Below are 24,917 nucleotides of genomic sequence, written 5' to 3' on the forward strand. Positions count from 1 at the left end.
CGCGTCAACTCGTGATGATGTGCAGGAGCCGCGCGCAATCTCGCCCGGCCGTGCGGGCTTCTTCGAGCGTAGACGCCGTGAAGTTCACGTGGCCCATCTTGCGGCCGCAGCGCGCCTCTTCCTTGCCGTACAGATGTAGCCGCGCCGCCGGCATCGCGGCGACTTCGTGCCACGGAGGCGTGACCGCCGCGCGCTTCGGGCCGTCCGGGAACCACACGTCGCCGAGAATGTTCAGCATCACCGCCGGCGAATGCTGACGCGTGTCGCCGAGCGGCATGCCGGTCATCGCGCGCACCTGCTGTTCGAACTGGCTGGTCGCGCACGCGTCGACGGTGTAATGGCCGGAGTTGTGCGGACGCGGCGCCATTTCGTTGGCGACCAGCGAACCATCTTCGAGAATGAAGAACTCGACGCACAGCACGCCGACGTATCCGAGCTTGTCCGCGATCTGCAGCGCGGCCTGTTGCGCCTGCTGAACGAGAGTCGCGCTCGCGTCCGGCGCCGGCACGATGGTGTGCGACAGCACGCCGTCGCGGTGCGTGTTCTGCGCGAGCGGATACACCGCCGACGCGCCGCTCGACCCACGCGCGATCAACGCCGACACTTCGAACTTCAGCGGCAAACGCTTTTCCAACACGCACGGCACGCCGCCGAGCGACGCATGCGCCTCGCGCACTTCCTCGGCGTTGCGCACGCGGATCTGGCCTTTGCCGTCGTAGCCCATGCGCGCGGTCTTGAGGATGCCCGGCAGCACGGCTTCGAGTTTGGCGTCGTCGAGCGCGGCCAGCGCGTCCGACGACTCGATCACCACGTGCGGCGCCACCGCCACGCCCGACGACGCGATAAAGCGCTTCTCGGCGATGCGATCCTGAGCCACCGCGACGCAACGGCCCGCCGGACTCACGAAGGTGGTCTTCGCGAGAAAGTCGAGGCTCGCGGCCGGCACATTCTCGAATTCGGTCGACACCGCCGCGCACAGTCGCGCGAGTTCGGTCAACGACGCCTCGTCGTCGTACGCCGCGCGCAGATGGCGGTCGGCGACGGCGCCCGCCGGACTGTTTTCGTCCGGATCGAGGACGGCGACGCGATAGCCCATCGCCTGGGCGGCAAAGCAGAACATGCGGCCGAGCTGGCCGCCACCGACCATGCCAAGCCATGCGCCGGGCAGAATCGGTGAAATCGGTGTGTTGTCTGGGTTCATCTTAGTGGTCGGTCGCGGCCGGGTGCGTCTGCAGTCGTGCGACTACGGGCACCCCGCCGGGGGTCGGACAGGGGACGTCTTAAAACGATCAGCCCGCGCGCTGCTATTACAGCGCCGGCAATACCATTGCGTGAGCCGCTTCGTTCTGGCGCACGCGGAACGCGGCCAGCTTTTCCGCATACTCGGGACTCGTGCCGCTCAGCAGCGACACCGCGAACAGCGCCGCATTCGCCGCGCCCGCTTCGCCGATTGCAAAGGTTGCGACCGGCACGCCCTTGGGCATCTGCACGATCGAATGCAACGAATCGACACCCTTCAGATACTTGCTCGCCACCGGCACGCCGAGCACCGGCACCGTGGTCTTGGCGGCCAGCATGCCCGGCAGATGCGCCGCGCCGCCCGCACCCGCGATGATCGCGCGAATGCCGCGCTCGCGCGCACTTTCAGCATAGGCGAACATTTCGTCGGGCATGCGGTGCGCGGACACTACCTTCGCTTCATACGGCACGCCGAATTCCTGCAAGATCGCCACGGCGTTCTTCATGATTTCCCAGTCGGAACTGGAGCCCATCAGCACGCCGACAACCGGCGCGCCATGCGTATGGGCGGTCTGAGCTTCACTCATCTTTACGGCTTCCTTGTTTCCCGAACGGCGCGAGCGATCAGGCGAGCTTGTGTCCGGTCAGGCGTTCGAGCGCTTCCTGATACTTCTCGCCCGTCTTCGTGACCACGTCGTCCGGCAGCTTCGGCGCCGGCGGCTCTTTCTTCCACGGCTGGGTTTCGAGCCAGTCGCGCACGAATTGTTTGTCGAACGAGGGCGGGTTGGTGCCGACCTGGTATTGATCGGCCGGCCAGAAGCGCGACGAATCCGCGGTCAATGCCTCGTCCATCAGGTACAGCTTGCCGTGGTTGTCCAAGCCGAATTCGAACTTCGTGTCCGCGATGATGATGCCGCGCGTCGCCGCGTATTCAGCGGCTTCCTTGTACAACTTGATCGAGATGTCGCGGATCGTGGCCGACAGTTCGGTGCCGATGCGGCGTTCCATCTCGTCGTAGGTAATGTTTTCGTCGTGGTGGCCCATTTCGGCTTTGGCCGCCGGCGTGAAGATCGGTTCGGGCAGCTTCTGCGCGTTTTGCAAACCCGCCGGCAATTGCACGCCGCACACAGCGCCGGTTGCCTGGTAGTCTTTCCAGCCGCTGCCGGCCAGATAGCCGCGCACCACCGCTTCGACGAGGATCGGCTCGAGGCGCTTGACGACCACCGCGCGGCCCTTGACCTGCTCGACTTCGTCCGCCGCGACGACGGACTCGGGCGCGACGCCCGTCAGGTGGTTCGGCACCACATGCTTCAGTTTCTCGAACCAGAAGTTCGCCATCTCGTTGAGCACGCGGCCCTTGTTCGGAATCGGCTCGCCCATGATGACGTCGAACGCCGACAGACGGTCGGTCGTGACGATCAGCAACTGGTCGTTGCCCACCGCATAGTTGTCGCGGACTTTACCGCGGCCGAGCAGCGGCAGCGAGCGGAGCGTGGATTCGTAAAGGGTAGACATCGTCGTGGTTCGCTAAAAATGAGGCAAAAAGTGTGACCGGAACAAAAGGGAAACGCCGTTCCCCGGATGATGCGGGAACGGCGATCTAACGACAACCTGGCCAAACGGCGAGGTGCAGAGCAGTTATAGCTTAACGGACGACTTGCGCAAGCTCGCCCGATTTGTACTTCTCCGCGATTTTATCAAGGGAAACCGGCTTGATCTTGCCGGCCTGGCCTTCGCAGCCGAATTGCGTGTAACGGTCGATACAGATCTTCATCGCCGCTTCGCGCGCCGGCTTCAGGTAATCGCGCGGATCGAACTTGCCCGGATTGGTCGCCATGTAGCGGCGGATCGCGCCGGTGATCGCCAGACGCAGGTCGGTGTCGATGTTGACCTTGCGCACGCCGTTGCGGATGCCTTCCTGGATTTCCTCGACCGGTACGCCGTAGGTTTCCTTCATGTCGCCGCCGAATTCGCGGATTTCCGCGAGCAGCTCCTGCGGCACCGACGACGAGCCGTGCATCACCAGGTGGGTGTTCGGAATCCGCTGGTGGATTTCCTTGATGCGCTGGATCGACAGAATGTCGCCCGTAGGCTTCTTGCTGAACTTGTACGCGCCGTGCGACGTGCCGATCGCGATCGCCAATGCGTCGCACTGCGTCAGCTTGACGAAGTCAGCGGCCTGCTCCGGATCGGTCAGCAGCTGCTCGCGGGTCATCGTGCCTTCCGCGCCGTGACCGTCTTCCTTGTCGCCCTTCATGGTTTCCAGCGAGCCGAGCACGCCCAGTTCCGCTTCCACCGTGATACCGATCGAATGCGCCGCTTCCACGACCTTGCGCGACACGTCGACGTTGTACTCATACGACGCGACGCTCTTGCCGTCGGCTTCGAGCGAGCCGTCCATCATCACGCTGGTGAAGCCGCTGCGGATCGCCGCCATGCAGACCGCCGGCGACTGCCCGTGGTCCTGGTGCATCACGACCGGAATATGCGGATACGACTCGACTGCCGCTTCGATCAGGTGGCGCAGGAACGGCTCGCCTGCGTATTTACGCGCGCCGGCGGAAGCCTGCATGATGACCGGGGCGTTGACCTTGTCGGCCGCCGCCATGATCGCCTGCACCTGCTCCAGATTGTTCACGTTGAATGCCGGAAGGCCGTAGCCGTTTTCAGCGGCGTGGTCCAGCAGTTGACGCATTGATACGAGAGGCATGCTGTAACTCCTTAGATTGAAACGAATTCTTGTGCCGTCGGCATCTTTTGGGCGATTTTATCGCGAAGCAAGCCGCATACCCTGTCGCACGATCCTTAAAGCGCCGAGCGGTCCTGTCCGCTCCAAGCGCGACTGAAGACGGTGCGCCGCCTCTCGCGGGGCATGCCAGCCTGCTTCGCTCAATCCAGCCTGTGCCGATCGGGCGGTCTCCAACCCGATCAGTACGGTTCGCCGACCCGCACGATTTTCAACGTATTGGTGCCGCCGGCCTGCCCCATCGGCTCGCCGACGGTCAGCACCACCATATCGCCGCGCGACGCGTAACCCTTGCTGACCACCGTTTCCAACGCCTGCTGCAACGCGGTGTCGCGGTCGGTGTTGGTGTCCAGATGCAGCGAGGTCACGTTGCGGTACAGCGCCATCGCCCGTTCGCTGCCGACCCGCGGCGTGAGCGCGAAGATCGGCACGTGGGTCCAGTGGCGCGACATCCACAGCGCGGTCGAGCCGGACTCGGTCAATGCCACGATCGCCTTCGCGCCCAGGTGATAGGCCGTGAAGAGCGCGCCCATCGCGATCGACTGGTCGATCCGGGTGAACGTGCGGTCGAGGAAATCGCGGTCCAGCTCCGACTGTTCCGACTTCTCGGCTTCGAGACAGATCGCCGCCATCGTTTCGATGGTCTGCACCGGGTACTTGCCCGCCGCCGATTCCGCCGACAGCATCACCGCGTCCGTGCCGTCGAGCACCGCGTTGGCGACGTCCGACACTTCGGCGCGGGTCGGCACCGGCGCGTAGACCATCGACTCCATCATCTGGGTCGCGGTAATCACGAACTTGTTCGATTCGCGCGCCATACGAATCATCCGCTTTTGCAGCGCGGGAACTGCGGCATTGCCCACTTCCACGGCCAAGTCGCCGCGCGCAACCATGATGCCGTCCGACGAGTCGAGAATGCCTTGCAGCGCCGGAATCGCTTCCGCGCGCTCGATCTTGGCGATCATCTTCGGCTTGATGCCGAACGGCGCGCCGGCGATGTTCGCCAGCTGGCGGGCCATTTCCATGTCGGTGGCGTTCTTCGGAAACGACACCGCGACGTAATCGACGCCGAGCGACATCGCCGTGCGGATGTCCTCCATGTCTTTCGCGGTGAGCGCGGGCGCGGTCAGGCCGCCGCCCTGGCGGTTGATGCCCTTGTTGTTCGAGAGCTCGCCGCCGATCTTCACGACCGTGTGGATTTCGTTGCCGATCACGCGCTGCACGTTCAGCACGATCAGGCCGTCGTTGAGCAACAGCACGTCGCCCGGCTTCAGGTCGCGCGGCAGGTCCTTGTAGTCGAGACCGGCGCGCTGCTCGTTGCCGAGTTCGCAGTCGGCGTCGAGCACGAACGGCTCGCCGGCAACCAGCATGACCTTGCCGTTTTCAAATTTGCCGACCCGGATCTTCGGGCCCTGCAGGTCCGCCATGATGGCGACTTCGCGGCCGGCCTGGCGGGCCGCCTCGCGCACGAATTCGGCGCGCTGGCGGTGGTCGTCGGCGGTGCCGTGCGAGAAATTGAGCCGCACCACATCCAACCCCGCCTGAATCATTTGCAGCAGGATTTCCGGCGTGTTGGAAGCCGGTCCGATGGTAGCGACAATCTTGGTGGCGCGATGCATGAGTCTCCTCGTCTGGATAGGATCGCTGGAAAGAGCGCTGCGAGTCGGATGCGGAGGCTGCGCACCGAAAGATGCTGCCAGGGGCTGCGCGCCGGTTGAGACCAGCGTCGCTTTGTAGTGTGAAGCGGTGTTCGAGACCAGCACGGGGGGTGCCGGCGGGGAGACGGTCTCTTCGTCCGGGAGTTCTGCCTGCGACGGTGAGGCCTGAGCGGCGGACAGGTCCGCCGGTTCGTCGACAGTGGCAGTGGTCAACTCCGCGAGCGCTAGAGGCGCGCCGGATTCTTCTATTTCGACGGACGCCGCCGGAGCGGCGGCAGAGCGAGCTGCGCGCTCTCCTGCCGTCGCTGCTTCGGTACTGCGCGGCGACTTGCCGCCGCGCGCCTTTGCAGACTTTGCCGTTGGAGAGCGCGTCGCCACGTTAAGCCCGCGATTCCAGGACTTCGACCGCCGGCAGCTTCTTGCCCTCGAGAAACTCGAGGAAGGCGCCGCCGCCCGTGGAGATGTAGCTGACTTTGTCGTGGATGCCGTACTTGGCGATCGCCGCGAGCGTGTCGCCGCCGCCTGCAATCGAGAACGCCGAGGACCTGGCGATTGCGTCCGCCAGCGTCTTCGTGCCGTTGCCGAACTGGTCGAATTCGAACACGCCGACCGGGCCATTCCACACGATCGTGCCGGCCTTTTCCAGTTGCGCGGCGAGCGCCTTGGCGGTGTCCGGTCCGATGTCGAGGATCATGTCGTCGTCTTGCACGTCCGCGACGGCCTTCACTTCGGCCTTGGCGGTCGGCGAAAACTCCTTGGCCGTGACCACGTCGGTCGGGATCGGCACCGAGGCGCCGCGAGCTTTGGCCGCGTCGATGATAGCCTTGGCTGCGTCGACCAGATCGGCTTCGGCGAGCGACTTGCCGATCTTCAGGCCGGCGGCCAGCATGAACGTATTGGCGATGCCGCCGCCGACGATCAGCTGATCGACCTTGTCGGCCAGCGACTTCAGGATGGTCAGCTTGGTCGACACCTTCGAGCCGGCGACGATCGCCACCAGCGGACGCTTCGGCGCGCCCAGCGCCTGGCCGAGCGCTTCGAGCTCAGCCGCCAGCAGCGGACCCGCGCAGGCGACTGGCGCATATTTGGCGATGCCGTGGGTGGTCGCTTCGGCGCGGTGCGCGGTGCCGAACGCGTCATTCACGTAGATGTCGCAGAGCTTCGCCATTTTCTGCGCAAGCTCGTCGGAATCTTTCTTTTCGCCCTTGTTGACGCGGCAGTTTTCGAGCAACACGACCGAGCCCGGCGCGACGTTCACGCCGTTTTCGACCCAGTTAGCGACCAGCGGCACGTCGCGGCCGAGCAATTCGGCCAGACGCTTCGCGACCGGCGCGAGCGAGTCTTCCGGCTTGAAGTCGCCCTCGGTGGGGCGGCCCAGGTGCGACGTGACCATCACGGCGGCGCCTGCGTCGAGTGACGCCTTGATAGCCGGCACCGAGGCACGGATGCGGGTGTCTTCGGTGATGTTGCCTTGATCGTCCTGCGGCACGTTCAGATCGGCGCGGATGAACACGCGTTTGCCGGACAGCTTGCCTTCGGCGATCAGATCGGAGAGACGCAATACCTTGTTCATGGGCGTTTGTGTGCGAGTTGATGAGAAGGCGGTGGCGGACGGCGCGTGGGCTTCATGCTCGGCAAATTTCCTGCGCTTCGGCACGACAGCGGCTCCACGTGAGCGGGCGCCGGCGGCAGCGCCGTGGCTCGCGCCCAGCAGCGGCGCGCTCGACCCGGAAGCTGGCATTTTAACTGATCCACACTGCCTGCTGACCCGCAGTTGGGCGAATGCCCCGTATTTGCGATGCGCCACTCATGGCGCAACGCAGCATCGGTTGCTGACCCTATCACACGAAGAGGCGCAACAACGTGAATACGACCATCCCAGTGACAATCGTGCCGAGCATGGTGCGGCGCCACAAAAACCATGCGAGACCGGACAGCGTCGCGTAAAGCTCGTGGTTGGTCGACGCGAACGACAGCCCTTCCGGCGTGGTCAGCACGTCGGGCAGCACCACGGCGGCGAGCGCCGCGGCCGGCGCATAGCGCAGCATCCGCTGCACGCGTCCCGGCAAAACCGTGCGCTCCCCGCCGATCAGAAACATCGCGCGGGTCAGCGCCGTGACGAAGGTCATGCCGAAAATGGCCAGCCAGATCTGCGTGGATGTCATGGGGAGTCTCCGGCGCTGTTGCGGATGCGGCGCAAGTCGGCGCGCTCGACCATCAGGTCGGCGGCGCTGCCCGCGATGATCGCCGCGATCACTGCGAGCGGCAGCGCGAGCCGGTAAGGCAGATCGAAAGCGAGCAGCGACACGACCCCGGCGATGCTGACGGCCACCAGCGTGGAGCGCGTCGCGATCGCCGCCACCATGATGGGCAGCAACGCCAGCGTGCCGGCCAGCGCGAGTCCCCAGTTGTCGGGAATCAGGCTCGCCAGCAGGATGCCGGCAATCGACGACACCTGCCACGACAGCCAGCTCGACACCGCCATGCCCCAGTAGTACGGCTCCTTGCCCGGCACGTAGCCGGTCGGGAAACTCTTCTTCTGGAACAGCAGATAGATCACGTCGCCATTGAAGTAGCCCAGCACGATGCGCCGCCACATCGACAGATAGGAGAAATGCGGCGCCAGCCCGACGCTGAAAATCACGAAACGCGTATTGACCATGGCCGCCGTGAGCAGCACGGTCCAGATCGGCAGCTTGGCGGCGAGCAGCGGCAGCACCGCCAGCTGCGACGAGCCGGCGTAGCACAGCAGCGACATGGTGAGCGCCTGCGGCAGCGTGAGCACGGATTTGCTCATCGCGATACCGGTGACGAGCCCCCACGAGAAAATCGCCATCAGCGTGGGTGAGTAGTCGCGCGCGCCCTCACGGAAGGCGCGGCGATCGGTATCTGACAGACGAGCGAGCATGAGGCGAAACGGGCAGGCGCAAATGCGCCGCAATGAAGGGAAGTCGGCGCCAGGTCGTCAGGCACCCGCTGGCGCATCCGGATTTGAATTAGGCGTGTGCCGGATTATAGCGTCCGGAATGCGGCCAAATGCCCGTTCCGTGTGCAAAAGACGCTAAAATATTGCTCTTGGCTGCGCCTGACGCGCGTAGTCGCACCTCACAACGCACCTGCTGGAGAATCGTATGTCAATGGCCGACCGTGACGGCAAGATCTGGATGGATGGCAAGCTCATCGACTGGCGCGATGCCAAGATCCACGTGCTCACCCACACGCTGCATTACGGCATGGGCGTTTTCGAAGGCGTGCGCGCCTACAAGACGGCCGACGGCGGCACCGCGATTTTCCGTCTGCAGGAGCACACCAAGCGTCTCCTGAACTCGGCCAAGATCTTCCAGATGGACGTGCCGTTCGACCACGAAACACTCGCTGCCGCGCAGCGCGAAGTGGTCCGCGAAAACAAGCTCGAGTCCTGCTACCTGCGCCCGATCATCTGGGTCGGTTCGGAAAAGCTCGGCGTGTCGGCCAAGGGCAACACGATCCACGTCGCCATCGCCGCGTGGCCGTGGGGCGCTTACCTCGGTGAAGACGGCATCGCCAAGGGCATCCGCGTGAAGACCTCGTCGTTCACGCGCCATCACGTGAACGTGTCGATGGTCCGCGCGAAGGCGTCGGGCTGGTACGTGAACTCGATCCTCGCAAACCAGGAAGCGATCGCCGACGGCTACGACGAAGCGCTGCTGCTCGACGTCGACGGCTATGTGTCGGAAGGTTCGGGCGAGAACTTCTTCCTCGTCAACAACGGCAAGCTGTACACGCCGGACCTGTCGTCGTGCCTCGACGGCATCACGCGCGACACGGTCATCACGCTGGCGCGCGACGCGGGCATCCCGGTGATCGAAAAGCGCATCACGCGCGACGAGGTCTACACCTGCGACGAAGCGTTCTTCACCGGCACCGCCGCCGAAGTCACGCCGATCCGCGAACTCGACAACCGCACGATCGGCGCGGGCGCACGCGGCCCGATCACCGAGAAGCTGCAGTCGGCGTTCTTCGACGTGGTGAACGGCAAGAGCGACAAGTACGCGCACTGGCTGACCAAGATTTAACGCGCGCTGCGCCGGCAGGCTGGCCCAGGCTGACCTTTTGGCTCTTGCCGGTCCGCGCATTACCGGCGCAACGCCCGCACCCTGCATACAACGAGAAAGTCCCATGAGCGAAATCAAGGAAATGCCGCTGGTCGAACTGTCGGCAAAAGACCTGCCGGCTTACTGCCCGAACCCGGCCATGCCGCGCTGGAGCGCGCATCCGCGCGTCTTTATCGATGTCACGCACGGCGAGGCGCGTTGCCCGTATTGCAGCACGCGCTACAAGCTGCGCGACGGCGAAGTGGTCAAGGGGCATTGATCAAGACGCACTGAGCGCTGGTTGCTTGCGGCGCTTGTGTGTGGTGTCGTGCGCGGGTTGGTGGGGTTGGGTGGACGCGGGTTTTTGTGCGCTCCGTGTCGTCGGGTTCGATGGCGGCCCGGTGATCCGCACGGTCACCCGTTTCGCTGCCTGCTTTGTAGTGCTGACTGACTGGCTGAAGATTTCGCTCGCCGCTTCGTTGTCCGGCGAGCCTGCCCCGGTTGCACAGCACGCGCGCACAACATCAACGCCAATACGCACGCAAGCGCAAACGCGCCGCAGCAGGGCCGCCACCGCGACGCCTCCGGCCACGCCGGAAGCGCGCCACACGGTTGGCGGCTTTTCCACTTTCACCAATCCGAATGCCACGCGCATTGCGCGCGCGGCGTTTCATTTCGACACCGGACACTGAATCTGATGCGTCGCGCGTTAGTTATCGCACCGAACTGGATCGGTGACGCATTGATGGCGCAGCCGCTGTTTGCGCGCCTCGTGAAATTGCATCCGCGCATCGCCATCGACGCGGTCGCGCCCTCGTGGGTCGCGCCCGTGCTCGAACGCATGCCGGAAATCCGCGACGTCTACGCTACCGACCTCGCGCACGGCAAGCTGCAAATGCTGCGTCGCTGGCAGCTGGCGAGCGATCTGCGTGACGTCGGCTATGACGCGGCGTATGTACTGCCGAACTCGCTCAAATCGGCGCTGATTCCGTGGATGGCCGGCATTCCGTTGCGCATCGGCTATACCGGCGAGAGCCGCTACGGCCTGCTGAACGTGCGTCACGCGAATCCGCGCAAGGACGAGCGTCCGCCGATGGTCGGCCAGTACGCCGCCCTCGCCTACGCGCCCGGCGCCAAGCTCCCCGACGACCTGCCGATGCCGCGCCTCGACACGGACCTGAACGAAGCGTCGCGCGTGTCGGCGCGCTTCAATCTGGATACGCGAGTGCCGCTGCTGGTGTTCTGCCCGGGCGCCGAGTACGGCCCGGCCAAGCGCTGGCCGCCCGAGCACTTCGCGGCGCTCGCGCAGATGGTCGGCCAGTCGTTCCCGTACACGCAGATCGTCGCGCTCGGTTCGCCGAAAGACGCCCCGCTTGCACAGGCGATCGCCGAGAAAGCGCCGAACGTGCGCAACCTGTGCGGCCAGACCGCGCTGGGCGAGGCTTGCGCGCTGATCTCGCGGGCCAACGCGGTCGTCACCAACGACTCCGGCCTGATGCACGTGGCCGCCGCGCTGCGCCGGCCGCTGGTGGCCGTGTACGGTTCGACCGATCCACGCCACACGCCGCCCTTGTCGGAGCTTGCGAAGGTACAATGGCTTCATCTCGAATGCAGCCCCTGTTTTGAGCGCGAGTGTCCGCTCGGTCATCTGAATTGCCTGAAGCAGTTGAGCGCCGAGCAGGTATTCAGCGATTTGCGCGGCATGTTGCTGACGCAACGCTGAACCCACCGACACTTGCACGCAACACCGCACGCCCCTGAGCGCGTCGCGTCACGTTCGCGCCTTGCGGCGCGGGCATTCTGGCGCTTGGGTGCGACGGTCCGGTGCTCCGGACCGCCCCGCTGACCGCTGTCGCGCAACCGCGCGCCGCGCACAAGAGACTGACGAGCCATGCCACGTTTTGCCCATATCTTCGAAGCCGCCGCCGATACCCTGAGCGCCTACTATCAGGCCGTCGCGGAGGTCAATATCGACAGCTTGATGGGCCTGTGGATCGATGAAGAGTTCGTCAGCTGCATCTGCGCCGACGGCTCGCACCTGCACGGCCTCGACAGCATTCGCGCGGGCTTGCAGATCCAGCTCGACGCCGCGCCCGTGTCGATCGAGCCGCTCGACATCCGCGTGTACGACAGTCTCGGCACGGTCGTCTACGCGATTGCCGAAGCGCATCGTCCGGCCGACCCCACCGCCACGCCCGCGATGGTCTTCACCACTTACGTGATGGTCCACGAACGCGGCGAGTGGCGCATCGCGCACATTCACGCGAGCCCAATGCCGAACGAGGCCGCCAGCCAGTTCGCCACCAAGATGCGGCATGGCCAGGGCTCGCTGCACTGACGCGCGGCTTGAGCTCAGATTCAGGTTCGCGTTTTACTTTTCGCTCCAACGCCTGCATGAGTTCGACGCACGATAAACCCGCTTCCTCAGGCTCGGCCCGCGCCGCGGCCGCCGTTGAGGCCGCCGTCGAGGCCACCGTCGAACTGCTCTACCGCGCCCCGCTCTGGCTGCCGAACCGGCACGTGCAAACCATCGTGCCGTCGCTGTTCGCGCGCCGCCCGGCGGTGTCGTTTCGGCGCGAGCGCTGGGACACGCCGGACGGCGACTTCATCGATCTCGACTGGGTCGTGCATGACGGCCAGTCCTCAACGTCGTCCCTCGCACCTGCCGCCGCGCCGCAAATTCCCGCCGCCGATGCTCCGCTCTTCGTGCTGTTTCACGGGCTCGAAGGCAGTTCCTCGTCGCACTACGCGGCCAGCTTGATGGCGGCCGCGCGCGACTATGGCTGGCACGGCGTCGTGCCGCACTTTCGCAGTTGCAGCGGCACGCTGAACCGCTTGCCGCGCTTTTATCACCTCGCCGACAGCAACGAAGTCGATTGGGTGCTGCGCCGCTTGCGCGCCGCGCATCGTGGGCCGGTCGTCGCGGCAGGCGTGTCGCTCGGTGGTAATGTGCTGCTGCGCTGGCTCGGCGAGCGACGCGACGAAGCGGCGTCGGTGGTCGCGGCGGCCGCCGCGATTTCGACGCCGATCGACGTGCATGCAGGCGGTCGCGCGTTGTCGCGGGGCTTCGGCCTCGTCTACACGCGCAGTTTCCTGAAGACGCTCAAGCAGAAGGCCGGGCAGAAACTGGTCCAATTCCCAGGCCTGTTCGACCGCGACGCGATGCTGGCGAGCCGCACGATGTACGAGTTCGACAACGTGGTGACCGCGCCGCTGCACGGCTTTCGCAATACCGATGAGTATTGGAGCACGGCGACCACGCGCCCGCTCCTGCCGCACATTCAGGTGCCGACGCTGGTCCTGAACGCGCGCAACGACCCGTTCCTGCCGGCCGAGGCGTTGCCGTCGCGGCGCGAAGTGTCGGCGGCGGTGGAGCTCGACCAACCGAGGCACGGCGGCCACGCCGGCTTCATGACCGGGCCGTTTCCGGGCCGCATCGACTGGCTGTCGCGGCGCGTGTTCGGCTACCTGGAGCGACACGTCGATCATGGATGACCTTGTCAGGCAGGCTCTGGCCAAGTGGCCGAACGTTCCGAGTTGCACCGGCTGGCTGATGCTGGACCGGCGCGGCAACTGGCGCATGCGCGACGAAGCCGCCCAGGCGAGCGGTGCGCCGGGCGAGCCGATCCGGCATGAGGCGCTGCTCGGCTTCATCAACCGGAACTACGACGCCGACGAACGCGGCCAGTGGTTTTTCCAGAACGGCCCGCAGCGGGTGTATGTCGAACTGGGTTATACGCCGTGGGTGGTGCGACTGTCGGCCGGCGCCGATGGCGCGCTCGCGCTGCAGGACCAAGCCGGCGGCGCTTACGAGCCCGCTGCGGTGTTTGTCGATGAAGAAGGCGGGATTCTGTTTGCCGACAACTCGGCGCATGCGAGAGTCGCTGTCCTGCACGACCACGATCTGCAGGTCTTCTCCGATCATGCGACGCTCGGCGACGACTCGATGACGGGCGACTTCCACTGGAACAATCAGCGAGTATTGCCGCTGCAACCGATGCGGCGCGCCGAAGTTGCCGCCCGCTTCGGTTTCGTGCCGAGTCCGGCCGCGAACGTCTAGGACTCTGTCGCGTGCGCGGCGCTCGGCCTCGGCGCGACCACCCATCTCGCCCGGCCAGCCGAGCGCGGCCCTGGCGCTAACCCTTCTCGTCGAGCCGCTCCTCCTTGTAGCGGTTCTCCATTTCGTGCAAGCGCGCATCGACGGTCGCGAGATCGTAATAGCCGATCGTCTTCAGATTGCGCGCGTCCTTCAGTTGCCGGATTGCCGACGGCCACGCCCCTTCCAGCGCGAACTTTTCGGCCATCGCCCGATGCTGCGTCAGCGCATCGCCGCTGCCCGCGCTTGCCTGCGCGAGATACAGCCACCAGGCCGGCTGATCCGGGTGAGCGCGCGTCTCCCTCTGCGCGAGCGCCTGCGCATCGGCGAAACGCCGCAAGGTGAGCAAGGTGCGGATGTGCATGTCGATTGCCGCATTCGACTGCGGCCAGCGCTGCTGCGCGAACTCCGCGAGCCGCGCGGCTTCGTCGTTGCGCCCCGCGCGCCGTGCGATGTCGGCGGCGAGCACGTCGAGGCTCGGCGAGCTGCGCGCGGGCGCGCCCCCGGTACGCTCGCCGGTCGCGAACGCCGCGCGCGAAGTCGCGAGCGACGCCGCCGCATCGTCGTAACGTTCGAGCAGCAGCTGACCATACGCGATCCCGTACCAGTTCGCCGCGACGTTGATCGCCGTGCGATCGTCGATTTCGGAGCGCAAGCGCGAAATCTCATCCGCGTATTCGCTGCGCGAGCGGTCTTGCAGCAAACGCGCCCGCGCGCGCACGAAGCCATATTCGGGCGCCTGATGCGGCTGCCGGTACGGCGCGCGGCGCGCGCGGTCCTCCATGTCGGCGATCCGTTCGCCGGTCAGCGGGTGCGTGCGCGCGTAGGCCGGGACGCCCGTGTCGCTCATCGCCGCGCGGTCGAGCCGGCCGAAGAAGGTCGCCATCGCGTACGGGTCATAGCCCGCGCCGGCCAGCAGCAGAAAGCCGACGCGATCCGCTTCGTGCTCGGCCGAACGCGAAAAGCGCAACTGATTGTCGACCGCGTAAGCCTGGCCGCCGATCGCAATCGCGCTGCCCAGGTCGCCGCTATGTGCGAGCACGCCCGCCAGCACGCCGAACAACAAACCGGCGAGCGCGGCATAGGTGCTGGTCTCACTGGCCGAGATCATCCGCGAGATGTGCCGTTGCAGCACGTGGCCCATTTCGTGCCCGAGCACCGACGCCAGCTCGGACTCGGTCTGCGTCGCCGCGATCAAACCGGTGTTCACGCCGATGAAGCCACCCGGCAACGAGAATGCGTTAATCTGCGCGTCGCGCACCGCGAACAGTTCGAAGTCCGGCCGATAGCCGCCGATGTACAGCGCGCTCGCCGCCGCGGCGAGCTTGGCGGACACCGAGTTCAGATAGTCGCGCACCAGCCAGTCGTCGAGATAGTCGGGGTCGCGGCGCACTGCGCGCATCACGCGCTCGCCGAGCTTGCGCTCGGCTTGCGGCGTCAGCGAACCCGAACCGCCGTTGCCGAGGTCGGGCAACTGCTGGGTGACGATCGGCGTGCGCCAGTCGCTGTTCACACCGGCGCGGCCGGACAGGTGGTTCTGCGCGCCGCCATACACGCCGAACACGCCTTGCGCGATGTCGGGCGGCACGACCGGGTCGGCATAGGCGTCGGACGGCCCGCTGACCAGTGGCGACTCGGCCGGCTGCATATTGAGCGCGACGCTTGCGCCGGCATGCGATTGCGCGAACGCGCCCGGCGGCGCGGCGAGCGCGACAGACAACAACGCAGCAAGAAACCGTTTCGGACGCATCGCGAGGTCGGTGGCGAAGTCGGAAAGCGACGCCCGCCGCTCGGACTAAGCTAGCGGGCACAGGTCAATTGTAATCAGTCGCCGCGGCGAATCGGATGGCCGCGCCGCGCTGTTATTGCATTGCGATCGCACTGCTATGATAGGCCCCCTCTGAAGGAGCCCAACATGCCTGAACTCACTCATTTCGACGCCGCCGGCCAGGCGCATATGGTAGACGTCGGCGGCAAGAAGGAGACCAAGCGCATCGCCGTCGCGCGCGGTTCGATCCGCATGCTGCCGGATACCTTCGCGCTGATCCGCGACGGTAACGCCAAAAAGGGCGATGTGATCGGCATCGCGCGCATTGCGGCGATTCAAGGTTCGAAGCGCACCGCCGATCTGATCCCGCTCTGTCATCCGCTCGCGCTGACGCGCGTCAAAGTGGATTTCGAACTCGACGAGAGGCTGCCCGGCGTGCACTGCACGGTTCAGGTCGAAACGCTCGGCCGAACGGGTGTGGAGATGGAAGCGCTGACCGCCGTGCAGGTCGGACTGCTGACGGTGTACGACATGTGCAAGGCGGTGGATCGGGGGATGACGATCACCGATGTGAAGGTGCTGGAGAAGCACGGAGGGAAGTCGGGCGATTGGGTGGCTGATCAGGCGGGGCTCGGCAAGCCCGCGCAAGACTGACACGATAAGCGCCTCTCCATAGTACGACACGGTGGTCGAGCTTCCCGATGGCCGCCGGTTTCGGGCGCGTCGCGGTGCACTCGACAATAGCGGCGATCCTGAAGGCCTGGATCATCGGTTCGTTAGTGCGCATCGCCGGTGCAACGATCGCGTTCCTGTAGTCAGCCGGCTCTTCGGGAAGCATGGCGCGCCGCGGGCGTCAATCAGTCTTCGTCGGTGTCGTCGTCCTGGTTCACGTCGGACCCCGGGAGGCCATAGCGCTTGACCAGTTCCGCCTTGAAGCCGGCCAGCGACTTCTGCTCATCGGTCAGTTCATACAGATAGCTCAACTGCGACGGCCAGTCCTTCAACTCCTCCGCAAAAATCCTCAGGCGCTCGACGGTGTCGAGCGCCGCCGCCGTGTCCCCGCTCAGCGCCTGCAACACCGCATAGCGGCGCAACACGGTTTCGCCCGGCAGCAGCGCGATAGCCTGCTTGTGGATCGCGAGCTTGTGCTGCAGGTCCATCGAGTTCATCGGCTGCAGTGTCGCTAGACCGTATTCGCCCCAGGCCTGGAACAGGAACGACGGATTCGCCGTGTATTGCTCGGCAGGCCGCGAGCCGTAGTACAGCACCTCGGCGCGCGCGTAATCGCGATACACCGGATACAGCGCAGCCAGCCCGCCAAACACCACCACCGCAAACGCGCCGAACGACAGTCGCCCAGGCACGAGACGCAACGGCCGCGTTTCCAGCAAGCCGAACACGAACATCGCCGGCAACAGGAAGAACATGTACTGCTGCGGATACTCGACCAGCGCGTGCATCGTCAGCACGCCGATCAACGCGATGCCGAACACGCGCCCGGCGCTTTGCGGGGCGCGCACCACACGCACGAGCCACGCGACCAGCCCGATGAGCACGATCGCAATGCCGATCAGACCGGTCTTCGCGAGCAGGTCGATGAAGATGTCGTGCGAATTGTTGGCGATCTCGACACCGCCGAGCGTCTTCACCAGCTCAAACTGGTAGCTCGGAAATTCGCCCCAGCCGACGCCCAGCAGCGGATGCGTTTTGAACATCGTCCAGCCGTACTTCCACAACGCGAGGCGCGGCGCGATCTGGCCCGCGTCCTTGAAGCGCTCGGCCGCCGATTGTGCAAGCTCGAGGTGATAGTGCACATTGGCCCAGCGGATCAGCGCATTGACCACGAAGAACAGCACGGCCAACGCGATCGGGATGACCCATTCGCGGTTGCTGCGGCGAAGCAGCGGTTCGTTGCGAGTCTGCGCGAACGCCATCCAGAAACCCGCGACGACGATCACCCCCATTTGCAGCCACGGACCGCGCGACACGGTCAACGCCAGCCCGACCGCGAAGATCGTCGAGATGAGCAGCCAGATGCCGACGGCGAGCCGCCGTGTCTGAACGAGGAACAACGCGCCCGCCATCGCGAACGCGATGTAGGTGGCGAGGTGGTTCGCCTGCGCCATGTTGCCGAACGGCCGGCGCTCGACCGTCACGTTATACGCGACGACGAACGGCGAGACACGCGTCTCCAGGTGGAAGAGCTGGATCACCTGGCTGAACACCGCAAACAGACCGCCGACGATCAGCGCCCCCGCCGCCCAGCGCAACGCGGTTTCGTCGAGCTTGGCGCGCGCGAAGCCGTAGCCGGCATGCGTCGCCATCCATGCCGCCAGCAGGAAACCACCGCCGAGCCAGTTCATCGACGGCTCCGCGACGGGCAGTAGCACCGATTGCGCGACCAGCACCACGCCAAACAGCAGCGGCACCAGCGCAACCGTCGGCGATGCGAACGTGATGCGCGGCTTCGCGGTCGCCATCAGCAGCACGACACCCGCGCCGGTCAGCAGATGAAGCGCGAGCGCGGTGAATTCGGCGTAGAAGGTCGGAATCGGGTACGTATGATTGGCGACTGCATAAGGCAGCACCAAAGCGAGAGCCAACAGAACGAGAGACAGGTAGCGTGCGAATGGGGAAGGCATCGAGTAACCGGAGGGCGTCAGCAACCGGCGCACTATACAAAAAATTCCTTCCGCTGTGCGCCGGCTGGCCGAAATAGGCCAAAAATCAGCCTTTTACTTTCCCGGTGTGTGTGAATGGCGACTCGTGTGGCCACTTGTGCCGCTTAGTCACACGCTAATCATGCATTCGGTCACGAACGGCATTCCGGCGGCGCCAGATTCGACGCGAGCGTGGGCGCATCGACAGGTGCGGGCCCCGCGCCCGGCGCCGGCAACGAAGACGCCGTTTTGCCGCCGGTGAAACATTCCCACGTGATCGCGCCGGCCTGCACCGAGTCCTTGCTCAGCGCGACGCGCGCGGTCGGCGCGTCCGCATTGTCGGGCACCGACGGCACCAGTGTCAGCGTGTTCGAACCGGCCGGCGCGACGCGCGTGGTGAAGGCGATCGTGATCTGGCCGGTGTCGTCGTCGACCCGGATCGACTCGACGTTGCGGGTGGCGGGCGGCGACGCATAGCCACCGCTGAAGGCATTGCCGCTCGCGGCGTTTTCGGCCACCGCGAGCCGCGCGGACGATGCGAGCGACAGCCCCTCACCGACCCGGCTGCGCGCCAGATAGTCCTGATACGCGGGAATCGCATAGGCCGCGATCACGCCGACGATCGCCAGCACGATCATCAATTCGATCAGCGTGAAGCCGACGCCGAAACGACGGCAGACACGCGCGAGCCGCGCGGACCAGCTCGCGCGTCCAGACGCGGACCGCACTGAAAGCGTGGAATGGGAATATGGGGGATATGGCAAGGTAACGGTCATCGGCAGGCTCCTGAAACGGAAAAACGCCTGCCCCGCGGATCGGGGACAGGCGTTTCAATCGTAGCCAGCGCCGCTCTCGGCTTACAGTCAGCCGAATGGCTAACGTTGCGTTCATCGCGAGCCATTGCGCCGATACAGCGGCGCGTTCCGGTCCTGCGGCGACGCGCGCGTGTGTCGGCGCAGGGTCGCGCACCTCACGCCGCCGCGCGATTGGCGTTGCGGCGCTTCAACAGATACCCGAGGATCACGACGAACAACGCCCCCGCGATGCTCATCCCGTATTCGGCGGCAGGCGTGTCGAGGATGGGCCAGCGGTCGCCGGCCGGGTCGTTGATGATCAGGCCGCCCGCGATCCAGCCCAGCAACCCGGCGCCGAGCACGATGACGATCGGAAAGCGGTCGAGCAGCTTGAGAACGATCTGACTGCCCCACACGATCAGCGGAATGCTCACCACCAGGCCGAAAATCACCAGCGCGAGCCGATGCTCCTGATCGGCGGCTTCGGCGGCGCCGGCAATCGCGATCACGTTGTCGAGGCTCATCACCGCGTCTGCGACGATGATGGTCTTGATCGCCGCCATGAGCTTGTCGGCCGGCTTGATGTTCTCATGTACGTCATGCGCCGGCGCCATCAGGCGCACGCCGATCCACAGCAGCAATAGCCCGCCTGTGAACTTCAGCAACGGCACATCGAGCAGCACGACGGCGAACGCGATCAGCGCCACGCGCAGCACGATCGCGCCGGCCGTGCCCCACAGCACGCCGCGGATGCGCTGTGAGGGCGGCAGATTGCGGCAGGCCAACGCGATCACGACGGCGTTATCGCCACCCAGCAGGATGTCGATCACGATGATCTGGAAGACCGCGCCCCAATGGAGGGTGGCGAAGAAATGGAGCATGACTGAAAGAATAAGAAAAAATCCGATGCGCGGACAATAAAAAAGCGGGGGAGTCTAAAACTCCCCCGCTTTTCGGGACCGCTCGCTTACGAAAGGAGTTCGTAAGCGTAACAAAAATCGCGCCGCTACAGCACGCGAATTTCGATTTACAGCATCGCCTTCAGAAGACGCGCCATTTCCGACGGGTTCTTCGTGACCTTGATACCGCATGCGTCCATGATTTCCAGCTTCGCTTCAGCCGTATCCGCACCGCCCGAGATCAGCGCGCCAGCATGGCCCATGCGCTTGCCCGGAGGCGCCGTGACGCCAGCGATGAAGCCAACCACCGGCTTCTTCATGTTGTCCTTGATCCACTCAGCAGCGTTCGCTTCGTCCGGACCGCCGATTTCGCCGATCATGATGACGGCGTCCGTATCCGGATCGTCGTTGAACATCTTCATCACGTCGATGTGCTTCAGACCGTTGATCGGGTCGCCGCCGATACCGACTGCCGACGACTGGCCGAGGCCGATCGCCGTCAACTGGCCGACTGCTTCATACGTCAGCGTGCCCGAACGCGACACGACGCCGATGCGGCCCTTGCGGTGAATGTGACCCGGCATGATGCCGATCTTCAGTTCGTCCGGCGTGATCGTGCCCGGGCAGTTCGGTCCGAGCAGCAGCGTCTTGCTGTTCTTTGCGCGCATGCGTGCCTTGAGCTCGATCATGTCACGGACGGGAATGCCTTCCGTGATACAGATTGCGAGGTCCAGGTCGGCTTCGACCGCTTCCCAGATTGCGGCAGCAGCGCCTGCCGGCGGAACGTAAATCACCGACACGGTCGCGCCCGTTTCAGCCTTGGCTTCAGCGACGCTCGCGTAGATAGGAATGCCTTCGAAATCTTCGCCGGCCTTCTTCGGGTTCACGCCTGCAACGTACGCTTCGCGGCCGTTTGCATATTCACGGCAAGCACGCGTGTGGAACTGACCGGTTTTGCCGGTGATGCCCTGCGTGATGACCTTGGTGTCTTTGTTAATCAGAATCGACATGTATTGACCTCTGTTCGTTTGGCGTCGCGCGGTGGCGCCACGCGGCGCAATGTTTCGCGCCCGCGTCGCTCGCACGCCGCCATTCGTATCCTGGTAAGTGCGTCTGGTAAACGCGCTTGGGGCTTGGCTTACGCCTTGCCCGAAGCGGCCGCGACGACCTTCTGAGCCGCTTCTTCCATGCTGTCCGCCGCGATGATCGGCAGACCGGATTCAGCGAGCATCTTCTTGCCCAGGTCTTCGTTCGTGCCCTTCATGCGGACCACGAGCGGCACCTTCAGCGACACGGCCTTCGACGCCGCGATCACGCCTTCCGCGATCACGTCGCAGCGCATGATGCCGCCGAAAATGTTGACCAGAATCGCGGTCAGGTTCGGGTTCTTCAGCATGATCTTGAACGCTTCCGTGACCTTCTCGGTCGTGGCGCCACCGCCCACGTCCAGGAAGTTCGCCGGTTCGCCGCCGAACAGCTTGATGGTGTCCATCGTTGCCATTGCGAGACCTGCGCCGTTCACGAGGCAGCCGATGTTGCCGTCGAGCGAGATGTACGCGAGGTCGAACTTCGATGCTTCGACTTCAGCCGGATCTTCTTCGTCCAGATCGCGGTACGCAACGATTTCCGGATGACGGAACAGTGCGTTCGAATCGAAGTTGAACTTGGCGTCCAGCGCGATGACCTTGCCGTCGCCGGTCAGGATCAGCGGGTTGATTTCGGCGAGCGATGCGTCGGTTTCCCAGAATGCCTTGTACAGACCTTGCAGGATCGAGCGTGCTTGCGGCAGCGAAGCGGCGGGAACGCCGATCTTCGTTGCAAGCTCGTCGGCCTCAGCGTCCTTCAGGCCGGTCGACGGATCGACAGCGATCTTGTGGATCAGCTCAGGCGTCTTTTCCGCGACTTCTTCGACGTCCATGCCGCCTTCGCTCGATGCCATCACGACGATCTTCTGCGAAACGCGATCGATCACGAGGCCGACATACAGTTCCTTCTTGATGTCAGCGCCTTCTTCGATCAGCAGACGATTCACCTTCTGACCTTCCGGACCGGTCTGGTGCGTGACGAGCTGCATGCCGAGGATCTGGTTCGAGTATTCACGAACCTGTTCCAGCGACTTGGCGACCTTCACGCCGCCGCCCTTGCCACGGCCACCCGCGTGGATCTGAGCCTTCACGACCCATACCGGGCCGCCGAGCTCTTCCGCGGCCTTGACCGCATCACCCACCGAGAAGACCGGCTTGCCGCGCGGTACCGCGACGCCGAATTTCCGCAGGATTTCCTTACCCTGGTACTCGTGAATCTTCATGCGTGATTCCCTTCAGTCTGAGAGTTGGATTGAACTTCGTTTCCGCTGCCGTCGTTCATGCCGGACGCGTTGCCGCCCTCGCCTGTTCGGCGGACTGCCCCGTCGCTGCCTGACGACGCCGCGCGACCCGCTGACTGCGGTGCGTGGCCATACCAGCGCGGATAGAACTGTTGCACCGCCTCGCCGTCGAAACGCAGCGCGTGGCAGCGTCCCAGCTGGAATGGCGGTTTGTCGTTGGAATGCTCGCCTGTGCTGTTAGACGATTCGTCCCCTGAACTCGCGTTCGCGCCCGGTGTGCCGTCGTTGGTGTTCCACACGTCGCCGGCGAATGCCTGAATGGCGACTGTCGGCAGGATTGCGCACAACTCCGTGAGATGCGTGCAACCAGCCGTGCCGCCCAGCAAACGGGCGACATCGCGACGGAAGTTGTTGAACAGATTGAGCCCGATGAGGGCACGGTAGGCGGGATTGCTGACTTGGCACAAACCAGGATAGGGCACCCAGTCGGACGACGCCTCGGCGTCGACGACATTGAGCGTGCGATCGATGGTGATGCGAAGCCAGAGTTCATGGATCGGCTGACCATTGGGCCGGACGCCCGACGCAAGCACCACGTCACGTGGTTTTTCGTCGGTCAAGCACGCTTCCACATCCCACAGACCATCTGCTCGCTCATAGGCTTCCGCTCTGATTGCGCGACGGTGGCGCAACTGACGGGACACTGGCGGCGAAAGCGGCATGCGGGAAGGAAAGGCCGGATTGGAAAACCCATGAATTTTAGCATACTGGGTATTTGAGACAGGTTGGAATACGTTCGAGCGATTGGCGCCCCTGAGCGCGCGGCGGACGTTGCGCCGCTAATCGCCGCTCCATGTCTCGTCGATGCCTTTGAGGATTTTGCCGATCGTCGCGCCGGAGAAACCGCGCGATGCCAGAAAGCGCGCCTGCTTCGCCCGCTCGGCCGGCGTTTCGGGAAGCTGACCGAACTTCTTGCGCCAGACAGCTTGGGCGCGCGTGAGTTCGGTTTCACGCAATTGCGCGCTGGCCTCTTCGACGAGGCTCTGATCGACCGCATGGTGCTTCAGTTCGCCGATGATCCGGCTCGTGCCCAGTCGCGACGAGCGCCGGTGAATCAGACTTTCCGCGAAACGTGAGTCGGATAGCCAGTTCTCGGCTTCCAGTGCGTCGAGCACGGTATCGAGCGAATCGGTTTCCTCGACGAATGGCTTCAGTTTGCGCGCGAGTTCGGCGCGACTGTATTCGCGGCGAGATAAATAGCCGAGCGCGCGTCCTTTGAGCGAACGTGCGGGGCGTTGGGATTTTTTGGTTTCGTCCTGCCCTGGCTTCGCTTCGCCGGGCGTGCGACGCGAGCGGGTGTAGGTGGTCTCGGAAGGATCCGAGGCGGCAAGCGCAGAGGATTCAGACGATGCGCGCTGCGGTTCACGGCCCGCAGCGCGATCGTGTGCGTCGAACGATTCGAACGAATCGTCCTCTTCGTCACGCGGGCCGCCCGAGTGGCGTCCGGCATCGGACAACGGCCGGCCCTTGCGTATCACTTGAGGGTTACTCTTCTTCGTCCGCGACTTCTGCGCCTGCGCCGGTCACTGCCTCGGCCATTGCATTGACGCCCAGCGATTCGCGGATACGGTTTTCGATCTCACGGGCGATGTCCGGATTCTCGCGCAGGAACTCACGCGCGTTGTCCTTGCCCTGACCGATCCGTTCGCCGCTATAGCTGTACCACGCACCGGCCTTGTCGACGATCTTTGCCTGCACGCCCAGGTCGATGATTTCGCCCTGACGCGAAATACCTTCGCCGTACAGAATGTCGAAAATCGCTTCCCGAAACGGTGGCGACACCTTGTTCTTGACGACCTTCACGCGCGTTTCATTGCCGATCACTTCGTCGTTCTTCTTGATCGAACCGATCCGGCGAATGTCCAGACGCACCGACGCGTAGAACTTCAGCGCGTTGCCGCCCGTGGTGGTTTCCGGGTTGCCGAACATCACGCCGATCTTCATGCGGATCTGGTTGATGAAGATCACCAAGCAGTTCGTGCGCTTGATCGTGCCGGTGAGCTTGCGCAGCGCCTGCGACATCAGACGCGCTTGCAGACCCGGCAGCGAGTCGCCCATTTCGCCTTCGATTTCAGCCTTCGGCACGAGCGCCGCGACCGAGTCGATTACGATCATGTCGATCGAGCCCGAGCGCACCAGTGCGTCGGCGATTTCGAGCGCCTGTTCGCCGGTGTCCGGCTGCGAAACCAGCAGGTCGTTCACGTTCACGCCAAGCTTGCCCGCGTACTGGATGTCCAGTGCGTGTTCCGCGTCGATAAACGCCGCCGTGCCGCCGATCTTCTGCATTTCAGCGATGACTTGCAGCGTCAGCGTGGTTTTACCGGACGATTCCGGGCCATAGATTTCGACCACACGGCCACGCGGCAAACCGCCGACGCCCAGCGCGATGTCGAGGCCGAGCGATCCGGTTGAGACCACCTGGATGTCTTCGACTACCTCACCTGCGCCGAGCCGCATGACCGACCCTTTGCCGAACTGCTTTTCGATCTGCGCGAGCGCGGCGGCAAGCGCCTTGCTCTTTTCAGCAGTCAGTCCAGCCGAGCCTTTCTTGCTTTCTTCCATGAATCGTCCTTTGCTATGATGAACGGCGTCTGAGGC

At 64.5% G+C, this 24,917-nt stretch carries 25 protein-coding genes; 8 read left to right on the forward strand and 17 right to left on the reverse strand.

What is annotated here, in order from left to right; translation table 11 throughout:
- Nucleotides 1–4: 4 nt before the first annotated feature.
- From P0D89_RS11940 to P0D89_RS11975, 8 genes are all read right to left on the reverse strand, one after another.
- The gene (locus P0D89_RS11940) at nt 5–1,201 is read right to left on the reverse strand and encodes a 5-(carboxyamino)imidazole ribonucleotide synthase (protein ID WP_408356097.1); all 1,197 of its coding nucleotides are present in this window, start codon (nt 1,199–1,201) and stop codon (nt 5–7) included.
- A gap of 106 nt (nt 1,202–1,307) precedes the next feature.
- Nucleotides 1,308–1,826, reverse strand: coding sequence for a 5-(carboxyamino)imidazole ribonucleotide mutase (gene purE / locus P0D89_RS11945; RefSeq protein WP_408236362.1), 519 nt, complete (start codon nt 1,824–1,826; stop codon nt 1,308–1,310).
- Nucleotides 1,827–1,863: 37 nt separating this feature from the next.
- Nucleotides 1,864–2,754 carry a phosphoribosylaminoimidazolesuccinocarboxamide synthase gene (locus P0D89_RS11950; protein ID WP_408356095.1) on the reverse strand — a complete coding sequence of 297 codons (891 nt, stop codon included), beginning with the start codon at nt 2,752–2,754 and terminating at the stop codon, nt 1,864–1,866.
- A 130-nt stretch (nt 2,755–2,884) separates the two neighbouring features.
- Nucleotides 2,885–3,949, reverse strand: coding sequence for a class II fructose-bisphosphate aldolase (gene fba, locus P0D89_RS11955; RefSeq protein ID WP_408356093.1), 1,065 nt, complete (start codon nt 3,947–3,949; stop codon nt 2,885–2,887).
- A 218-nt stretch (nt 3,950–4,167) separates the two neighbouring features.
- Nucleotides 4,168–5,604: a pyruvate kinase gene (gene pyk / locus P0D89_RS11960; protein WP_408356091.1), complete on the reverse strand. Its 1,437-nt coding sequence runs from the start codon at nt 5,602–5,604 to the stop codon at nt 4,168–4,170.
- 418 nt (nt 5,605–6,022) lie between these two features.
- A complete protein-coding gene (locus P0D89_RS11965; RefSeq protein ID WP_408356089.1) occupies nt 6,023–7,216 on the reverse strand; it encodes a phosphoglycerate kinase in 1,194 nt (397 codons plus the stop codon).
- 268 nt (nt 7,217–7,484) lie between these two features.
- Nucleotides 7,485–7,808: an AzlD domain-containing protein gene (locus P0D89_RS11970; protein WP_408356087.1), complete on the reverse strand. Its 324-nt coding sequence runs from the start codon at nt 7,806–7,808 to the stop codon at nt 7,485–7,487.
- A complete protein-coding gene (locus tag P0D89_RS11975; protein ID WP_408356085.1) occupies nt 7,805–8,551 on the reverse strand; it encodes an AzlC family ABC transporter permease in 747 nt (248 codons plus the stop codon). The genes P0D89_RS11970 and P0D89_RS11975 overlap by 4 nt, the downstream gene beginning before the upstream one ends.
- A gap of 223 nt (nt 8,552–8,774) precedes the next feature.
- On the opposite strand from P0D89_RS11975, the gene P0D89_RS11980 reads away from it, so the two are divergent.
- From P0D89_RS11980 to P0D89_RS12010, 7 genes are all read left to right on the forward strand, one after another.
- Nucleotides 8,775–9,698 (forward strand): branched-chain amino acid transaminase, encoded by a 924-nt coding sequence (locus P0D89_RS11980; protein WP_408356083.1) that lies wholly within the window; start codon nt 8,775–8,777, stop codon nt 9,696–9,698.
- Nucleotides 9,699–9,801: 103 nt separating this feature from the next.
- Complete coding sequence (locus P0D89_RS11985) at nt 9,802–9,996, forward strand: zinc-finger domain-containing protein (protein ID WP_064268765.1); 195 nt, start codon at nt 9,802–9,804, stop codon at nt 9,994–9,996.
- A 70-nt stretch (nt 9,997–10,066) separates the two neighbouring features.
- Nucleotides 10,067–10,408, forward strand: coding sequence for a hypothetical protein (locus tag P0D89_RS11990; protein WP_408356080.1), 342 nt, complete (start codon nt 10,067–10,069; stop codon nt 10,406–10,408).
- A gap of 5 nt (nt 10,409–10,413) precedes the next feature.
- A complete protein-coding gene (gene waaF / locus P0D89_RS11995; RefSeq protein WP_408356078.1) occupies nt 10,414–11,439 on the forward strand; it encodes a lipopolysaccharide heptosyltransferase II in 1,026 nt (341 codons plus the stop codon).
- Between the two features lie 168 nt (nt 11,440–11,607).
- Entirely contained in the window at nt 11,608–12,054 is a 447-nt protein-coding gene (locus P0D89_RS12000) for a nuclear transport factor 2 family protein (RefSeq protein WP_408356076.1), read from the forward strand.
- Between the two features lie 56 nt (nt 12,055–12,110).
- Complete coding sequence (locus P0D89_RS12005) at nt 12,111–13,211, forward strand: YheT family hydrolase (RefSeq protein ID WP_408356074.1); 1,101 nt, start codon at nt 12,111–12,113, stop codon at nt 13,209–13,211.
- Nucleotides 13,204–13,776 carry a DUF2946 family protein gene (locus tag P0D89_RS12010; protein ID WP_408356072.1) on the forward strand — a complete coding sequence of 191 codons (573 nt, stop codon included), beginning with the start codon at nt 13,204–13,206 and terminating at the stop codon, nt 13,774–13,776. Before P0D89_RS12005 ends, P0D89_RS12010 begins: the two co-directional genes overlap by 8 nt.
- Before the next feature lie 76 nt (nt 13,777–13,852).
- Here the strand turns inward: P0D89_RS12010 and P0D89_RS12015 are convergent, their stop codons facing one another.
- A complete protein-coding gene (locus P0D89_RS12015; RefSeq protein ID WP_408376621.1) occupies nt 13,853–15,562 on the reverse strand; it encodes a M48 family metalloprotease in 1,710 nt (569 codons plus the stop codon).
- Between the two features lie 165 nt (nt 15,563–15,727).
- Here P0D89_RS12015 and moaC point away from each other — a divergent pair, with 165 nt between their 5' ends.
- Nucleotides 15,728–16,234 (forward strand): cyclic pyranopterin monophosphate synthase MoaC, encoded by a 507-nt coding sequence (gene moaC / locus P0D89_RS12020; RefSeq protein ID WP_408356068.1) that lies wholly within the window; start codon nt 15,728–15,730, stop codon nt 16,232–16,234.
- Nucleotides 16,235–16,437: 203 nt separating this feature from the next.
- On the opposite strand, the gene P0D89_RS12025 is transcribed toward moaC, so the two are convergent.
- The 8 genes from P0D89_RS12025 to recA form a co-directional block, all read right to left on the reverse strand.
- Nucleotides 16,438–18,222, reverse strand: a complete 1,785-nt coding sequence (locus P0D89_RS12025; protein WP_408376622.1) for a PglL family O-oligosaccharyltransferase — start codon at nt 18,220–18,222, stop codon at nt 16,438–16,440.
- Between the two features lie 170 nt (nt 18,223–18,392).
- A complete protein-coding gene (locus P0D89_RS12030; RefSeq protein WP_408356064.1) occupies nt 18,393–19,016 on the reverse strand; it encodes a pilin in 624 nt (207 codons plus the stop codon).
- A 194-nt stretch (nt 19,017–19,210) separates the two neighbouring features.
- Nucleotides 19,211–19,915: a TerC family protein gene (locus tag P0D89_RS12035; RefSeq protein ID WP_408356062.1), complete on the reverse strand. Its 705-nt coding sequence runs from the start codon at nt 19,913–19,915 to the stop codon at nt 19,211–19,213.
- A 146-nt stretch (nt 19,916–20,061) separates the two neighbouring features.
- Nucleotides 20,062–20,943, reverse strand: a complete 882-nt coding sequence (gene sucD / locus P0D89_RS12040) for a succinate--CoA ligase subunit alpha (RefSeq protein WP_228875199.1) — start codon at nt 20,941–20,943, stop codon at nt 20,062–20,064.
- Between the two features lie 128 nt (nt 20,944–21,071).
- Nucleotides 21,072–22,241: an ADP-forming succinate--CoA ligase subunit beta gene (gene sucC / locus P0D89_RS12045; RefSeq protein WP_408356060.1), complete on the reverse strand. Its 1,170-nt coding sequence runs from the start codon at nt 22,239–22,241 to the stop codon at nt 21,072–21,074.
- Complete coding sequence (locus P0D89_RS12050; protein ID WP_408356058.1) at nt 22,238–22,981, reverse strand: DUF2889 domain-containing protein; 744 nt, start codon at nt 22,979–22,981, stop codon at nt 22,238–22,240. The genes sucC and P0D89_RS12050 overlap by 4 nt, the downstream gene beginning before the upstream one ends.
- Before the next feature lie 117 nt (nt 22,982–23,098).
- On the reverse strand, nt 23,099–23,797 hold the full coding sequence (gene recX, locus P0D89_RS12055) for a recombination regulator RecX (RefSeq protein ID WP_408356056.1): 699 nt from the start codon (nt 23,795–23,797) through the stop codon (nt 23,099–23,101).
- Nucleotides 23,798–23,804: 7 nt separating this feature from the next.
- Complete coding sequence (recA, locus tag P0D89_RS12060; RefSeq protein ID WP_042321135.1) at nt 23,805–24,881, reverse strand: recombinase RecA; 1,077 nt, start codon at nt 24,879–24,881, stop codon at nt 23,805–23,807.
- Nucleotides 24,882–24,917 lie beyond the last annotated feature (36 nt).

Source organism: Paraburkholderia sp. RL18-085-BIA-A, from assembly GCF_046027075.1.
Lineage (GTDB): Bacteria > Pseudomonadota > Gammaproteobacteria > Burkholderiales > Burkholderiaceae > Paraburkholderia.